At 73.0% G+C, this 1,381-nt stretch carries 2 protein-coding genes; one reads left to right on the forward strand and one right to left on the reverse strand.

The window, feature by feature from the left end; translation table 11 throughout:
- On the reverse strand, positions 1–185 hold a 185-nt coding region (locus CQZ88_RS19400), incomplete at its 3' end, for an IniB N-terminal domain-containing protein (RefSeq protein ID WP_146034333.1).
- 246 nt (positions 186–431) lie between these two features.
- Between CQZ88_RS19400 and CQZ88_RS19405 the strand changes: the two genes are divergently transcribed.
- The coding region (locus CQZ88_RS19405) for an Hsp70 family protein (RefSeq protein WP_258008683.1) at positions 432–1,381 on the forward strand (950 nt) is incomplete at its 3' end.

Below are 1,381 nucleotides of genomic sequence, written 5' to 3' on the forward strand. Positions count from 1 at the left end.
GCGGCCGTCCCCGCGAACAGTCCGCTGTCGGCGACCAGGGGCGCGACGGCGACGATGTCGGCGTGGCACACGTCGGCGAGACCGGCCTGGGCCAGGGCGGCGTCGGGGTTCGCGCAGTAGCGGGCGAGGGCCTCTTCGTCGCGCAGCAGGCTGAGGATGAAGTCGAGCACAGCGTTGGTGGACATCGCATCTCCTGAGGTCGGTGTTCTGCGATTCACGCTACGAACGGCCCGTCCCCCGCCCAAGGGGGCGGAGTCCCCCATCGGTCCGGGGCCCGTACGGGGGCGGGGGTTAGGGGATCGGGACGGATAGGGGGATCGCCCCCGCGCCGGGGCCGAAGGTCTCGAATCGGGCTAACGACATCGTGTCCGATTACGACATCCAACGCGACACGGCGGATCCGTCCGCCCCGACCAGGGGAGCGAAACGACATGGCAACAGGACTCGGAGTCACGATCGGTTCGGCGGACTCGGTGGCGGCCACCGCGTTCGATCGCGCCGACACGTACCGCCCGGTCGTCCTGTCCCGCGCCAGCGAGCTGCACCTTCCCGCCGACGACGCGCCGCACCTCGGTCGTCGTCCGGCCGCGCCGGGTTCGCTGGTGTTCACCGACTTCGTGAGCCGGGTCGGGGATCCGGTGGGGGTGCTCGCCGACAACGGGGCGTCGTACTCCGGGGAGGACCTCACCGCCACGGCGATCGGCTGCCTGGTGCACGAGGCGTCGCGTGACCTGCCGGAGGCGCCCACGATCACGGTGGCGCATCCGGCGCCGTGGGCCGGCTACACCGTCGATGCGTTGCGCGATGCGCTGTCGCGGGCCGGTCTGCCCGACGTGACGCTGATGCCCGAACCCGTCGCCGCGGTGCGCTGGCTCGACGCCGCCCAGGGCCCCCTCGGCGACGGCGTGGTCGTCGTCTACGACCTCGGCGCCCGCACTCTCGACGTCTCGGTGCTGCGCACCGGCGCCGAGCCGGTGCTCCTCGGTCGCCCGATCGGCAGCGAGGACGTGTGCGGCGGTCACCTCGACCACCTGGTCACCACCCATCTGCTGGACACCGTGCGCGACGACGTCCCCGACTTCGATCCGTTCGCCGCCCCCATGACGGCGGCGCTGGCCGAGCTGCGTGCCCGCGCGACGGCCGCGAAGGAACAGCTGTCGACCGACACCGAGACGGTCGTCGCGATCGACCTGCCCGGCGTGCGGCGGGACGTGCGTCTCGTCCGCGACGAGTTCGAGGAACTCGCCCGCGGCCCGCTGCAGGCGTCGATCGCGCTGGTGCACGAGGCGCTGCGCGGCGCCGGGGTCGAGCCGTCCGACGTGGGGCGGGTGCTGCTCACCGGTGGCGGCGGCGCGATCCCCCTGGTCGCCGAGCTGATCTC

It is taken from the genome of Rhodococcus sp. ENV425 (assembly GCF_002887785.1).
Classification (GTDB): Bacteria; Actinomycetota; Actinomycetes; order Mycobacteriales; family Mycobacteriaceae; genus Rhodococcus; species Rhodococcus aetherivorans.